Here is a 12,486-nt window from a genome sequence, read left to right as displayed (position 1 = left end):
TTTAATACCGGAACTCAATATGTATAATATCCCACACGAGACGATAATTAATAATTTCAAAGAAATTGCCGATAAATATCAAGAGCTTATTTTGCATTTCATGCAAGGTAGAGGGAGTATGATTCCTAGGCGTCTAATTGATAGTGATAAAAACAGAATTATAGCCTCTTTAATGGTAGAACAGTTTTGGGTAAATCCTGAAAAGTTTTGTAGGCTTAATGTTGAGTATATTGATAAATTAAGAGAGCTTACAGCGAATAGCTTTGCAAAATTTGTCGGTAGTCCGGCAAAAGCTGTATTTTCTCCGGATAATCGAGATAAAAGATTTAAAGATTCTTCATGGGAGGATAATGCTTATTTTAACTTTGTTAAACAATATTACCTGCTTTCTTCGGAGTGGCTTAAGAAGAATATAGAACAGTATGAGCTATCAAATGATCTCAAGCAACATTTAGAGTTTGCAACTAAACATTTTATAGATGCGTTTTCACCTTCAAATTTTGCTTTTTGTAATCCAAAAGTTTTACGTGAGACATTAGAAAGCGGCGGTCAAAATCTAGTACAAGGACTAGAAAATTTCTTAAGAGATATAAAAAGTTCCGGTGATATATTAAATATTAAAACTACCGATAAATCCGCCTTTAAACTCGGTAAAAATATTGCGGCAACAAAAGGAAAAGTTATATTTCAAAATGATTTAATGCAATTAATATGTTATGAACCGAAAGAGCAAGTTCACAAAATTCCGATATTTATTATTCCGCCATGTATAAATAAATATTATATACTCGATTTATCTCCGCATAATTCTCTAGTATCTTTCCTAGTAGAAAATAATTTTCAAGTTTTTCTTATTTCATGGGTTAATCCTGATATCTCTCTATCGGAGAAAGGCTTCGAGGATTACTTAAAAGACGGTATTTTCGCACCTTTTGAGTATGTTAGAAATCTTGGTTTTAAAAAAATTGATTTTATCGGATATTGCATGGGCGGTACATTTCTTGCTATAATTATCGCCTACTTCAAAGCAAAAAAATAGATTCTGTCCATAGTGCTACTTTCTTTACTACTTTGCTTGATTATGCGAGTCCGGGCGAGCTTGGAATATTTTTTAATGAAGCTACGATTAATTACATTAAAGAAGATATAAAACTAAAGGGTTATTGTGACGGGTAGTATTTATCAAATAGTTTTAGTTTGCTAAGGGCGAATGATTTAATTTGGACGTTTTTTGTCAATAATTATTTGCTTGGTAAAAAACCAATGCCTTTTGATTTGCTATATTGGAATGCGGATTCTACCAACTTACCGGCAAAAATGTATGAGGAATATTTGCAAAATACATATTGTAATAACTTGCTAAAAGAGTCTAATAATTTAGAGATACTCGGAACAAAATAGATCTTGGAAAAGTTGATTGTAATTCTTTTTTTGTAGCAGCAAAAGAAGATCATATAGCTCCGTGGCGTTCAATATATGATGGAGTAAAATTATTAAACGGACATAAGATTTTTTGTCTCACGGATTCAGGGCATGTAGCAGGCGTAGTTAATCCTCCGGCTAGTGCTAAATATAATTATCGGCTTAATGATGACTTAAGTTTAAGTAGTTATGAGTGGCTTATGAAAGCTACGGAATATAAAGGCTCATGGTGGAATCATTGGTTTGTAAAAAATAATGATAATAAGCTAGTAGATTCTTTAGATTATCAGAATCTAAAGGCTATTGAAGCAGCTTCGGGAAGTTATGTAAAAAAATAGACGTTGTTGCGTGGATCGGTAAATACTCTTTATGTCATTCCCGCAAAGGCGGGAATGACATCAGGTTCCATGCAACAAAGCCTTTAGTCGCTCGCAATGACGATTTACAAGTCTACAGGCAATGTCTAAAATATAAATAAGTCATGAAGAGAAAAAATAATAAGTTTATAGAAATAAGTATTGTCTTTATCTTGGGAGTTGCTTTAGGTATTTATGGACAGAATCCGGATTATTTTACTAATCTAATAAATCAAAAATTATTAGTTTCATCTGCTCCACAAATAAAGCATTACAATATTTCAGAGCTTTCAAGAAGTAAAGTTAGTACATGTTTTACCCCGCCTGCCGGCTGTACTAAGTTTATAGCCAATCAGATAGATAGAGCTGAAGAATCTATTTATATGCAGGCATACGGTATGAGTGATGCATTGATTACTACTGCACTTATTAACGCACAAGCACGAGGAGTAAAAGTCAGAATATTGCTTGATCGTAGTAATTTAAAGCAGAAATTTTCTAAGTTACACGAATTACAACGAGCAAAAATTGATGTAGGTATAGATAAAGTACCGGGAATCGCTCATAATAAAGTTATAATTATCGATAAAAAGAAAGTAATAACCGGTTCGTTTAATTTCACAGCTGCCGCTGATAAACGTAATGCCGAAAATGTAATTATTATAGAAGATCAGGAACTAGCAGAGTCTTATTTACAAAATTGGTTAAACAGAAAAGCAAGTAATGGAGGGGAATTTCTACCATGTCATACCGCAACTTGATCGCGGTATCTTTTGAGGTATACTAACTGCTTTACAAGATACCGCGATCAAGTTGCGGTATGACAGTTTTAGTTATTTTTTAAGCAGATTTCTTATTGAAGTTTTTTGTACTTGTTCTGCCATATTCTGCACATTATTAGAAGCATGATGAACATTCTCGGCAATATGCTTATTTGCGGCTTCTAATATTTTGGTTGAAGACTCATAAGCTATATTAGCGAGTTCCTTAGCATTATCCATAGATGTTTCATAAATAGATTTTAAACATTTTTGATGACATTCACTAGCTTGTTTGAAATCTTTAGAATTTGCTGCTTCTTTAGTAGTATTCAAAATAGTATTAACATTATTTTGTATAATCTCGGAATTTTTCTTAAGCAAAGATTGCATGCTTTCCGTAGCAATTTGGTTAGTTGTTAAAAGAATATTCATAGCTCTTTGCATTGTACTTGCGATAGATGAAAGGTCTACACTAGGGATATTTTTCATAGAACTCATATAAAATTCCGGATTCATATAGGACTGCATTAAATCTAAAAATTGTGTATTATTTAACATTATTCATTCTCCTAAAATAAATTAAATTTTGTAAATATTTTTACTTAAGAAATTGTGTTGCTTTTGTGTTTTATAGGTCACGTAATGTAAACATAAACCCTTAATTCATGCTAACATTTATAAAATTATGAGTCAATAATTGTTAGCATTAAGAATAATATTAAAAATAGTTAAGTTTTTATAAATGTTAGATACATCAATTCAGGAATTAATAAATAAGTGGCAAAAATACCTCATTTTGCAAAAAAATTACTCTAATTATACAGTAATTTCTTATAATAATGACCTTAAGCATTTCCTGGAGTTTATGAATTATTATAATGCAGACCTTGTGACGATAAATCATATTAAAACCGCAGATATAAGATTAATCAGAAGTTGGCTTGCAAAACGTAACTGTAATAATTTTACTACATCTTCAATTTCACGTGGTTTATCTGCGGTAAAAAATTTTTATAAGTTTTTAGAAAAAACAACACAATTAAATAGCCATATAATTTTTTCTATAAAATCTCCTAAAAAAACTAAATTGTTACCAAAAGCTTTATCGGAAGATGATGTAGTAATATCACTTGAGTATATCGAAGAATACGGGAATGTTAAGTGGGTAGAACTTAGAAATAAAGCTCTACTTGTTCTTATATATGCTGCAGGGCTTCGTATATCGGAAGCATTATCAATTACGAAACTTCATCTACAAAATCTAGAATTTATAAGAATAATAGGTAAAGGTAGTAAAGAAAGAATAATTCCATGGTTACCGATTGCTAAAAATTTAATTACCCAATATTTAGAAATATTGCCATATAAGTTAGGTGATAATGAACCGATATTTAGAGGAAAGCAAGGTAAGAAATTGCAACCACCGGTATTTAATCGTGAATTAATTAAATTAAAGCGTTTTTATGGTTTACCTGAACATTTAACTGCTCATTCATTTAGACATAGTTTTGCTTCACATTTGCTTGAACATGGTGCAGATTTACGCTCTATTCAAGAGCTATTAGGTCATAAAAGTCTATCTACTACACAAAACTATACTAAGACAAGTATAAAGCATTTAGAATCTGTATACACTAACGCATATCCAATTAAAAAATAAAATATATTAATATTCATAATCTTCTTGCGTTAATTTTAAGTTATATATTATATTATTTTAAAAACCTTATAAACATAATAGATTAAAGCTAATATTGAGATATTAATATGCTAGAAACACCTAAATTACCTATGGGATATAAACCTTCTAAGGATGAAGAATATATGTGTCCTAATCAACGAGAATATTTTAGACAAAAACTTTTAAGATGGAAAGATGATTTAAGATGGAAAGATGATTTATTAAAAGAGTCTCAAGAGACTTTAAATAATTTAAAGGAAGAAAATTTGAAAGAATCCGATCTTAATGATTGTGTTACTCATGAAACAGAAAGAGCTTTTGAGCTTCGTAGTAGAAATAGATATTGTAAATTAATGAGTAAAATAGAAGAGGCATTATTACGTATTAAAAATGGGGAATACGGTTACTGTGAAGAAACAGGTGACCCAATAGGTATAAAAAGATTAGAAGCACGACCTATTGCTGCATTATGTATTGAAGCTCAAGAGCGTCATGAAAATTATGAGAGAAGTCATTTTGATGAGCCTGGAAACTGAGCAGCTAGGTAATTTATGTGCGTGGATTAGTTTTTTATTGTCCCATATCCCCCCCGCGAGAAAGACTGGACCCCGTGGTCAAGCGAACTAGGTGACACTGTGCGATATAAAAATCTTAATGATATACCTTAAAACCTAGAGAAGTTAGAGCATTTACCGTTTCAAATAAAGGTAATCCCATAACATTTGAATATGAACCGGAAATAAATGAGATAAAAGCTTCTGCATAACCGGAAATTTTACAGCCGCCAGCTTTGTTTATTCCTTCATCTAAAGAATAATAAAAGTTAATCTCTTCATCACTTAATTTTTTGAACTTAACAATAGTCTGAACTATTTTTTGTCTAACTGTAAGCCTGTCATTCTCTTTTTTGATAATACATAAACCGGTATAGACACGATGACGACGCCCTGATAACATCTTAATACAATTCTTGACTTCGTCGTAAGTAGTAGCTTTCGGCAATATTCTTCTACCTACTGCTGCTACGGTATCAGCAGCTATAATTATAGCTGATTCTTCTATTTGAGATACAACTTTTATAGCTTTTTCGTAAGCAAGCCTTACGGCTAAGGGAGCAGGTAATTCACGCAAATTAGGTGTTTCGTCTATATCTGCCGGAATAATTCGTGAAGGGATGATTTTTATTCTGTTTAATAACTCAATTCTTGCAGGAGACCCGGAAGCTAATATAATCGGTAAGGTTTTTTGGTTCCGCTTCATACTTTAAGATTAGTGACGATGAATCACACGCCCCTTAGTTAAATCATAAGGAGTCATTTCTACCGTAACTTTATCCCCTAGTAATATTCTGATACGATTTTTACGCATCCTACCGGAAGTATGAGCAATAATTAGATGATCATTCTCAAGCTTTACTCTGAAAGTAGCATTAGGTAAGAGCTCAAGTACCTTACCCGTAAACTGAATTAGGTCGTCTTTTGACATTATAATTTATGTTTTTATGGTCGGGGCGGAGAGATTCGAACTCCCGACCCTCTGGTCCCAAACCAGATGCGCTACCAGGCTGCGCTACGCCCCGAGAATTAATTTATGTTTATACTATATACTCTATTATTCGTAGCAAATCAATTTGTTTATTTAAAAATTTATAGATTTTGCCTAGAAAAAGTGGTTTTGTTTATATCTAAGTGTCATTGTGTCAAGCAGGAATTCAGTAAAACATATCAAAAACTTAGTTTATTTTGTTAAAGATGTAATTTTTGTATCAATATTAAGATTATTTTTTCTAGATTCCTGCTTACGCAGGAATGACATAAGAGTCACAAAAATTAATAAAATTTTGCTGTTTTCATTGAGGAGCCAAAATATATAGGTTTTATCCTCGTATTCTTTAAGTTGTATATACGATTTACCAAATTTTTATAAAAAAATAATTTATTTTAAATATAAAAAAGTAACTTATAGTTACCTTTTTTTATGTAAAAATTCTTTATTTTTTTTTAAGTATTTTTATAGATCATTTAGTATTTAATTAATGTTTTTCAACTAAAAGTAATGTGTTATTTATATAACAAAATTATAAGTTAGAAAAATTTTTGTTCTTTTAATAATTATTAATCATTTCTTCTTATCCTCTTTTATTATTAATATTAATTAAAGCCCTGAATAAAAAAAGCCCTGAATAAAAATTTAATTTTATTATTAACTTTTTCTAAAAGTGCAACATAACGAAAACATTAAGATTTTTTATCTTAATCTACATTTTGTTAGAAGTTTTCACAAAATCTTCCTGCAATGCAGAATATTTATATTTGTTAAGAAATACTAGCCTAAAATTTTAATTTCGAAATTAAGTCCAAACTTAGGAGATGTTATGTCAATTCAACACAAAAATACTCTAAAAAATTTAATAAAAAAAAGCATGTTCGCATCAACTGCAGCAGTGATGCTTGCAAGCACGAGTGCCCTTGGTACTGCTAACCGAATCGTAACAACACCGGGTTTAATATCTGATGGGAGTGCTTTTGGCGGAGTAAATAATTTTACCGCGGATGTACCGGCAATTCCTGCTATGTATTTAGATACCTTTGACAACGCAGTAATGACTGTGTAGAATGACCTAATCCTTGGACCTATCGTAACTATTAATCTTAATCATGATCCTCTTCAACCGATTGTAGGATTGAAGGTAAATGTTACTGCTCCTTCAAACATCACTTTAACAGGTACGCCGGTTACACAGGCAGAAGCAGCTGCGGCGGTTCCTCCTTTTGCACCAAATCAAGTACCGGGACCAGGGGAAGCACCGGGGAACACTTACTATTTTCACAGCTTTAATTTTAATAACACTGCTAGTAATTTAATTTTTAAGTCTACATCCATTTTTCCCGGTAGTGATGATAAAATTCCTTTTAACGCAAATAGTATAGTAGCTGATGTTCAGGGCCAAGCAAATCTTACGGTAGAGCTTACTACCGGCTTCATATATAAAAATCCTCACTGGTCTGAAGTAAAAGCGTTTAATATTGGAAATGCAGCGGTGCTTGAGTTTGCCACTGATACTTCAGATCCGACACTTTATCCTCCGGGGCCTCCTGAAATTATGGATATACAGCCTGTAGAAAATATTAACTTCCTTGATCAGGATTCTACCTATATAGTGAGTAATGAGTCTGCAAATCCGGCAGAATTTGCAGCTACGATACCTGTAGTTCCAGCAAATGATTTAGTTGGTGAATTGATAGTACACGTCTCTAACGCTAGCCGGAATATTACACTGAATGCAGGTAGCGGTAATGGAACCGGAAATATAAAAAGGCTTAACATATTTGCGATCGATGGGATGAGGTCGGTGGTCCTGCGAATTTAGATCCGGCTACAGTTACAGGAACTATCTTTGCACAAACTATTGTGATGGGTAGTGCGTATACACCTCTAGTTGGAGGGGATCCTGCTTACGGTATAGATTGGGCAACGGCAATTGATACAGGTGTAGGAGGGTTAGTAAAATTTACGAGAAACTCCTTAGTACGATTTCAACAAAATGTAACTTCTGATATAGATTTTAACGGTACTGCCGGGCAGATTACTTTAAATAACGGAGTTAATGTCGGAGGGGTTACCGACGGTAATATAATTAATTCTGTAGCAGGAGGAAATAATGCATTGAATTTTGTCGGTAATAGTACGGTTAGTGGGGATATAGGAGGTCTTAACGGCATTGGTGGGAACACTACAGGGAGCTTTCCGGTTAATATATTAAATGTTCAAGGAAACAATGGTACAGCTGTTGATTTAAATGGAGCTTCTAGTACAACTAATCTAACAATAAATGATGCAGGTGTGGTAGCTACTGCAGCAGCAGGTTTTACCGGTAATGTTGCAGTCGGAGCCGGTCAATTGACTACAGATACTACAGGTAACGTAACTGTCGGAACCGGTATATATACTGGAGGTATTACAGGTACGGCAACTTTTGGCGGAGCCGGTACCATTAATGCTACAAATATTGGTGGACAAACGGATTTTGCAAATAACGCCGGTACGGTAAACCTTGCTAATAACGGACAATTAGCAGCAGTAATAAGTACCGGAGGTGTTAACGGTACAGTTAACCTAGCAGGAGCAAGTATTATCGGACCTGTGACGGGTATTGCGGCTTTAAATCTTAATGGAGCAGGAAATGTTACGATAAATGGAGCTTCTAGTGCAACTACGCTTACCATAAATAATGCAGGGGTAGAGTAGCTACTGCTGCCGGTGGCTTTACCGGTAATGCTCAAGTAGGAGCCGGTCAATTGACTACAGATACTACAGGTAACGTAACTGTTGGAACCGGTATATATACCGGAGGTATTACAGGTACGGCAACTTTTGGCGGGAACGGTACTATTAATGCTACGAATATCGGTGGACAAACGGATTTTGCTGGTAATGCAGGTACGGTTAACGTTAATGACGGCGGTAATTTAGCGGCCGTAACAAGTAGTAACGGCATTAACGGTGATTTAGTATTCGATGGAGCAGGTACTGTTACCGGTGCTGTTAATAATATTAATGCAATAGAGATTAACGGAGTAGGCGGTGATATAGTCACTTTCCAGCAAAATGTTTCAGCTGCTTAATTAACACTTGGTAACGGAGGAACGGCAAATTTACAAGGATCACTCACTACATCAGGTGATGTAGATTTCGGTGCTGGCGGTATCCTAGAATTTTCGGGAGCAAATCCTGCGGGTTACACATTTAATAGTGTTGTTACAAACGGTGCTAATGCAACATTGAACGCCTATGCTAACTTAACGGCTACGGACGTATCTATCGGCAGCGTACAAACAATTAATATTGGGCAGGGAAAAATGCAGCTAACACATTTACGGTAGATGTTAGTAAAGGTCTGCTAACTCTGCTGTAGCCACCGGGTAGTACTATCACTTTCGGTAATACTAACTCCGTATTTGGTTTAACTACTAACAACAATCAATAAGTTACCTTTGCTAATAGTTTTGGCGGAGTTGCTAATGGAGGCGGTAGCGTCAATTGAAGTAGTACGGGTGGTGCCGTGCTTGAGCTTCAAGGTCTTACCGGTGCTGAAACACTTGGTAAGGGAGGAGTTGCACTTGCTGCTATAAATGTTACCGCAGGTAGTGAGGTCGGAGTTGTAGGAGGTGCTAATAGTCTTGACGTAAGTAACACGGCAGTACTTAATATTGCAAATGGAGCTGTATTCGCCGACCAATCAATTACTTCGGCTAAGATTAATAAAATCAATATCGGTATAATGCGGGCTTCGGTACTTACGCACTTGATGCATTAAACGGTGATTTCCCATTAAATGCTCCGGGTGTAACTTTTGTAAATCCTGCATCGGTATTTAGATTAATGACTACCCCGTAGCTAGCGGCAAGAATAGTACTATAACCTTAACAGGTGATATAGATCCGGGTGCTCCAAATACCGGGGTAGTTGAAATAAATGCTAATACGAAGTTAACAATAGACGGTACGGCTAATGGGTATGCTATCGGAACAAAAGTAAATCCGATGAGTAAAATACAATTTACGGGACTCGGTACAATAGAAGTAACTGAGATTAATACCAAGAGTATAGACGTCTCGGTGCCGAAGCTTGCTATAGGAATCGTCAATGCAGATGCTTTCTTCTCAGGTGCTACTAAGCTTGGGGTCGTACAGGTTAACGGTGATATGGATTTCCAAAATAATGCCGGTACTGCTGTATTTGCTAGTGATATAGCAAATAATATACCGGCAGCTATTACGGGTAACATAACAAGTACCGGCGGTACTAACGGTACTGTAGTGTTTATGGATAACGGTACTATAGGTACGGTTGACGGTAACGGAAACTCAACGAATACAATTACAAACCTTGTAATGCTGCCGGGGCTGACAATAGCACCGTTACGATTAACGCCGGCGGTAATATGTCAATTGCTGAAATTCAAGGAATCGGCACGGGCGATATAATATTTACGCAAGCTACTAATTTAACCGGTAATATCCACGAAACCGGTGGTACAGCTGTTAACTTAACATTTAATCAAGGCGGTAGTGTCCGAGGTAATATAAGGTAATAGCCGGTGATATTACGATTCTAGATGGAACCTTAAGTGTTGGTGTACCTAATAGCAATCCTGATAGTATTATTAAAGGCGGTAACATTTACCTAGGTCCAAATGCAATAATTGATTATGATTCAAGTAATATATCATTTACAGGAGTGTTCAATTATACCCCTCTTGGTCCTATCAATCCTGCTCCTATTAATATAAAAGGTGGGGTAAGATTTGATGATGCTGATCCTAAAACATATAATTTTGCTAAGGGTTATGGTACGGCGACTAGTCCTTTAGGGATAATACAAATAAACGGTGGAGATGTAACACTTAATAACCAAGTATATATTAACAATGTCAATTTCACCTCTTCACAATCTGCTACATTAACTTTTGCTAATACAAGTGTAGTTGGTGGGGCTACGACTACCGGCAATAAAATTCATACTCTTGCAATAACAAGTGATTTAACAACAGGTACTTCGCCGTTTGGTTCAGACTCAAATCACCTTAAAACCGTGCAGCTTAACGGTGACGGTACAATCACAATCGACAGTGAAGATTTTTACTCTAGTATAACAACCAAGACAAAGGATCAAGGTACGGCAATATTTAATGCCGATAACGGTTTTACCGATGATTTAGGTACTGAGAATTTAAGTCTTAAACTAGTTCAGTTCAGTAGTAATAAAGGCACGGTAAAAGGGGATATCTATGCTAAAGATATTACTATTGATGCCGGTAAATCAGCCGTATTTACCGGTAATAACAGTAGAAGCTTAGATATACCTGCGGCAACCGTCGGCGGTGTTAAAGTGCCGAGAGCAACAACGAAATTTAATTATAAAACAAAAATCGTTTCAGATAGTTTCAAAGGTAGCAGTAGCCACTCTTCAGCCGAATACACTAATGCCGCGCTTGTACAAGCGCCGATTAACGGCGGTAGTCATAAATTTAACGATGACGTGTGGCTACAAAAATCGCTAACCGGTACTAATGTTATTACTTTTGCACCGAAGAAAACAGCCTTCATCCAATCAGATTTAGGAGCAAATACCATAGTTGCCGATCAAGCAACGATGATGTTTACCGGAGATAACACTAGCGTAAATGTTGGGGGTAATATCTCAGGAAGTAATATAACTTTTGACCTTGGTAATAATAAGATCACTTATAGGGATCGGCAACTCCTACCAGTGAGATTATTAATGTCTTCTATGATACGACAAATGCCGATCAAACAGGTAATGCTAATAGCGGTAATATAGTCTTAGCAAGCGGCGGTACTATAGATCTATCAAATGTTTCTTCAATCAAAGTATTTTTAACTGCACAAAATAATCCTTCTGCTATCGGGCAAGGTAGTGCTTATCCTATTATTAGTGCAGCAGGAGGTAATATAATAGTCGGTAATGCGGCAAATCTACCGTTTAACGTTACAGCTAATGAAGGAGGTTTTGTCAGATGGCAGATCACCGGTAATTCATTTGTACTTTTACCTATAGAACCAACAGGGGATGTAACAATAGATAATATCATCAAAATTTTAATAACGGTAATGTTATAGTAAATACCCCTGTAGGACAAAGACGTGAAGTAGTTGAACACCTATTACCTATAATTCAAAGACCTTCAAATGAAATACATAGAATAACTACACCGCTTATTACTCCAATGAGTCCGTCTGTCGGTCCCAGCGTTGGAGGTTTCAGTCCTGTACAACCGCCTCCAACTGCCGGCAATGTAGTTAACAATCTATATGTTCCTCCTAGTGTGCCTGGCGGTTACGACGTAACGCCTAGCAATCCGGCAGGATATAATACTCCATCTACTCCGATTACAGGCGGTGTGGCACCGGTGGATTTGGTCCTAATGGTTCTGGTACGGGAGGTGGTAGCCCGACACGGGCGGTTCTATAATTGGAGGTGTATTTTACCCCAAGTGACCCAAGCAATCCCGCTAATAACACTGTCCCTGTCGTGGGTACCGGCGCTTTGGTCCTAACGGTCCCGGCACAGGCGGAGCTACTGGAGGTGGTAGCCCATCAATCGGTAGCGGCGGTACTACTCCAACAGGTGTAACTATTCCAACCTCAAGTGTAGGGGGTAGCCCGGCAGTTGGTACAGGCGAAGCTACAGGCACTACGGGTAGTGGTCCTGCTAATGTCAGTATAATACCAACTTCAAGCGT

The 12,486-nt window shown here is 35.9% G+C and carries 19 protein-coding genes and 1 tRNA gene; 14 read left to right on the top strand and 6 right to left on the bottom strand.

What is annotated here, in order from left to right; translation table 11 throughout:
- The first annotated feature begins 19 nt into the window (after positions 1-19).
- The 4 genes from ACIAS7_RS01765 to pld all read left to right on the top strand — a co-directional run bounded on the left by ACIAS7_RS01765 (position 20) and on the right by pld (position 2,539).
- Positions 20-1,039: a poly(3-hydroxyalkanoate) synthetase gene (locus ACIAS7_RS01765; RefSeq protein ID WP_473199085.1), complete on the top strand. Its 1,020-nt coding sequence runs from the start codon at positions 20-22 to the stop codon at positions 1,037-1,039.
- Positions 1,040-1,197: 158 nt separating this feature from the next.
- Positions 1,198-1,401: a hypothetical protein gene (locus tag ACIAS7_RS01760; RefSeq protein ID WP_473199084.1), complete on the top strand. Its 204-nt coding sequence runs from the start codon at positions 1,198-1,200 to the stop codon at positions 1,399-1,401.
- Positions 1,402-1,622: 221 nt separating this feature from the next.
- Complete coding sequence (locus tag ACIAS7_RS01755) at positions 1,623-1,760, top strand: hypothetical protein (RefSeq protein WP_473199083.1); 138 nt, start codon at positions 1,623-1,625, stop codon at positions 1,758-1,760.
- A gap of 143 nt (positions 1,761-1,903) precedes the next feature.
- Complete coding sequence (gene pld / locus ACIAS7_RS01750) at positions 1,904-2,539, top strand: phospholipase D (RefSeq protein ID WP_473199082.1); 636 nt, start codon at positions 1,904-1,906, stop codon at positions 2,537-2,539.
- A 72-nt stretch (positions 2,540-2,611) separates the two neighbouring features.
- Here the strand turns inward: pld and ACIAS7_RS01745 are convergent, their stop codons facing one another.
- Entirely contained in the window at positions 2,612-3,097 is a 486-nt protein-coding gene (locus ACIAS7_RS01745) for a phasin family protein (protein ID WP_473199081.1), read from the bottom strand.
- Positions 3,098-3,281: 184 nt separating this feature from the next.
- On the opposite strand from ACIAS7_RS01745, the gene ACIAS7_RS01740 reads away from it, so the two are divergent.
- Both ACIAS7_RS01740 and dksA read left to right on the top strand, forming a co-directional pair.
- Positions 3,282-4,199, top strand: a complete 918-nt coding sequence (locus ACIAS7_RS01740) for a tyrosine recombinase XerC (RefSeq protein WP_473199080.1) — start codon at positions 3,282-3,284, stop codon at positions 4,197-4,199.
- A 107-nt stretch (positions 4,200-4,306) separates the two neighbouring features.
- Positions 4,307-4,756: an RNA polymerase-binding protein DksA gene (gene dksA / locus ACIAS7_RS01735; protein WP_473199079.1), complete on the top strand. Its 450-nt coding sequence runs from the start codon at positions 4,307-4,309 to the stop codon at positions 4,754-4,756.
- 115 nt (positions 4,757-4,871) lie between these two features.
- On the opposite strand, the gene ACIAS7_RS01730 is transcribed toward dksA, so the two are convergent.
- The 3 genes from ACIAS7_RS01730 to ACIAS7_RS01720 form a co-directional block, all read right to left on the bottom strand.
- Positions 4,872-5,480, bottom strand: coding sequence for a Maf family protein (locus tag ACIAS7_RS01730; protein ID WP_473199078.1), 609 nt, complete (start codon positions 5,478-5,480; stop codon positions 4,872-4,874).
- A gap of 9 nt (positions 5,481-5,489) precedes the next feature.
- Positions 5,490-5,705 carry a translation initiation factor IF-1 gene (infA, locus tag ACIAS7_RS01725; RefSeq protein ID WP_473199077.1) on the bottom strand — a complete coding sequence of 72 codons (216 nt, stop codon included), beginning with the start codon at positions 5,703-5,705 and terminating at the stop codon, positions 5,490-5,492.
- Between the two features lie 17 nt (positions 5,706-5,722).
- Positions 5,723-5,799 (bottom strand) — tRNA-Pro (locus tag ACIAS7_RS01720).
- A gap of 795 nt (positions 5,800-6,594) precedes the next feature.
- On the opposite strand from ACIAS7_RS01720, the gene ACIAS7_RS01715 reads away from it, so the two are divergent.
- The 8 genes from ACIAS7_RS01715 (at position 6,595) to ACIAS7_RS01680 (ending at position 11,564) form a co-directional block, all read left to right on the top strand.
- Positions 6,595-6,834 carry a cell surface protein gene (locus ACIAS7_RS01715; protein WP_473199076.1) on the top strand — a complete coding sequence of 80 codons (240 nt, stop codon included), beginning with the start codon at positions 6,595-6,597 and terminating at the stop codon, positions 6,832-6,834.
- A 69-nt stretch (positions 6,835-6,903) separates the two neighbouring features.
- A complete protein-coding gene (locus ACIAS7_RS01710; protein ID WP_473199075.1) occupies positions 6,904-7,590 on the top strand; it encodes a hypothetical protein in 687 nt (228 codons plus the stop codon).
- A 44-nt stretch (positions 7,591-7,634) separates the two neighbouring features.
- On the top strand, positions 7,635-8,468 hold the full coding sequence (locus ACIAS7_RS01705) for a hypothetical protein (protein ID WP_473199074.1): 834 nt from the start codon (positions 7,635-7,637) through the stop codon (positions 8,466-8,468).
- Between the two features lie 50 nt (positions 8,469-8,518).
- Entirely contained in the window at positions 8,519-8,845 is a 327-nt protein-coding gene (locus tag ACIAS7_RS01700) for a hypothetical protein (RefSeq protein ID WP_473199073.1), read from the top strand.
- A 437-nt stretch (positions 8,846-9,282) separates the two neighbouring features.
- Positions 9,283-9,537: a hypothetical protein gene (locus tag ACIAS7_RS01695; protein ID WP_473199072.1), complete on the top strand. Its 255-nt coding sequence runs from the start codon at positions 9,283-9,285 to the stop codon at positions 9,535-9,537.
- 226 nt (positions 9,538-9,763) lie between these two features.
- A complete protein-coding gene (locus ACIAS7_RS01690; protein WP_473199071.1) occupies positions 9,764-10,207 on the top strand; it encodes a hypothetical protein in 444 nt (147 codons plus the stop codon).
- The gene (locus ACIAS7_RS01685; RefSeq protein ID WP_473199070.1) at positions 10,165-10,314 is read left to right on the top strand and encodes a hypothetical protein; all 150 of its coding nucleotides are present in this window, start codon (positions 10,165-10,167) and stop codon (positions 10,312-10,314) included. Before ACIAS7_RS01690 ends, ACIAS7_RS01685 begins: the two co-directional genes overlap by 43 nt.
- A 146-nt stretch (positions 10,315-10,460) precedes the next feature.
- Positions 10,461-11,564 (top strand): hypothetical protein, encoded by a 1,104-nt coding sequence (locus ACIAS7_RS01680; RefSeq protein ID WP_473199069.1) that lies wholly within the window; start codon positions 10,461-10,463, stop codon positions 11,562-11,564.
- A gap of 100 nt (positions 11,565-11,664) precedes the next feature.
- Here ACIAS7_RS01680 and ACIAS7_RS01675 read toward each other — a convergent pair whose 3' ends face one another.
- Entirely contained in the window at positions 11,665-11,835 is a 171-nt protein-coding gene (locus ACIAS7_RS01675; RefSeq protein ID WP_473199068.1) for a hypothetical protein, read from the bottom strand.
- 83 nt (positions 11,836-11,918) lie between these two features.
- Entirely contained in the window at positions 11,919-12,050 is a 132-nt protein-coding gene (locus tag ACIAS7_RS01670; RefSeq protein ID WP_473199067.1) for a hypothetical protein, read from the bottom strand.
- Between the last annotated feature and the right edge of the window lie 436 nt (positions 12,051-12,486).

The sequence above is a fragment of the Rickettsia sp. 109562A South Dakota genome (assembly GCF_055791265.1).
Note: the sequence above shows the minus strand (reverse complement) of the source record. Positions and strands in the feature narration are given on the sequence as shown.